The sequence below is a fragment of the Pseudoalteromonas sp. Z1A6 genome, from assembly GCF_011378745.1.
Lineage (GTDB): Bacteria > Pseudomonadota > Gammaproteobacteria > Enterobacterales > Alteromonadaceae > Pseudoalteromonas > Pseudoalteromonas arctica.
Genome location: NZ_WTKW01000607.1, coordinates 1 through 1228, shown reverse-complemented (window position 1 = coordinate 1228; position 1228 = coordinate 1). Strand labels below are relative to the sequence as shown.

The window sequence follows — 1228 nt, the reverse complement described above, 5'->3', positions numbered from 1 at the left end:
GCCGCGATTTAATCGCCCCTAGATTGAACAAATTTCAATCCACAAAGTTCAACATGCCCTAGCGTTTAAAAATAATAGCTTATGATTCATTTAATAATAAGCTATTTATAAATTATAAAAACAGCACTCTACATATTATTTATAGAAGAGAGTGCGCAATAATACTTAGTCATTTTGAGGGAGTAAACCTAACGCTAGTTGCATTAAAAACGTCTCATTTAGAACAACTAAATAACGAAATTTTTGCCTTACTATCGACAAGATTTTTCTGCCTAAAAAGAATTATTAATTAATCTTCGCACATCCAAAAAAATGTTATCGCCAGCCTTTTAGTATTTAAATCATCTCCAAAATACTCAGATGCACTGTGAACAATACTACCTTTAAATATAATTAAACGATTAAAGCGATTCTCAATATCTATGTCTTTATACCATGCGCTATATGGAAGGCTACTTACATTAAGTGCATCAACAAGGTTAGCATAAGGAGGATCGACAATATTTCCTCCTGCCGCTTCATTTGCATACTTTAAACGATAAAAAGAGGTACCGGCAGAGGTAATTGGATCAGGATTTAAATACAAAACAGCAGCGTATCTACATAAATAACGATTATCTACATGAGGCCTAGAAGCCCCTTCTTCAGCCCCCACTAAAATTGCAGTATTGGTATCAACTACAACCTTATTGGAATCAGCAACCCATAATTTATTTTTTTTGATAACTGACTTAACATATTTTTCTATTTTTTTAAGCTGTTTACTATTTAGAGCATTAGGAGTGCGCATTCCAGGCCAAAGTTCTTTGGTATACGGCTTACCGTACTTCCAAACCTCTTTTTTTAAACATGAAGAACGAATAGCCATTGCTTCTTCATGTTTAAAAAACTCATCAACAACCCAATAGTTACTACCTAGTTCTGGCTTTTCATACCTTAAACCAGGTGCGTCGGAGGGGACGCTTGGAAGTACAACGCTCTTGGGAACTTTCTGATGCTTAAATGACATTGTCAAAATACTTATTTTATTAAAACAGCTCAGAATATAACATTTACTTAACAGTCATTTAAAGTGAATAATAAAACTCTACTTAGCGCATACCCAAAGCTACTACCGTTATTTTGCCTACAGCTCTGTATTAGGGCTGAGGGCATAGTTTATTAGTGTTTCATTATAAAACTATGGTCACATTAGTATTTAAGCCAAAATTTTATACATCGTAAATTT

General features: G+C 33.7%; 1 protein-coding gene. It reads right to left on the bottom strand.

Annotation, left to right across the window (positions count from 1 at the left end):
• Positions 1-289: 289 nt before the first annotated feature.
• Entirely contained in the window at positions 290-1009 is a 720-nt protein-coding gene (locus tag GQR46_RS19870) for a DUF6445 family protein (RefSeq protein WP_007580474.1), read from the bottom strand.
• Positions 1010-1228: the final 219 nt, after the last annotated feature.

Excerpts from the sequence above, each read along its gene's own strand:
- GQR46_RS19870 (WP_007580474.1), bottom strand. The coding sequence starts at position 1,009 with ATGTCATTTAAGCATCAGAAAGTTCCCAAGAGCGTTGTACTTCCAAGC.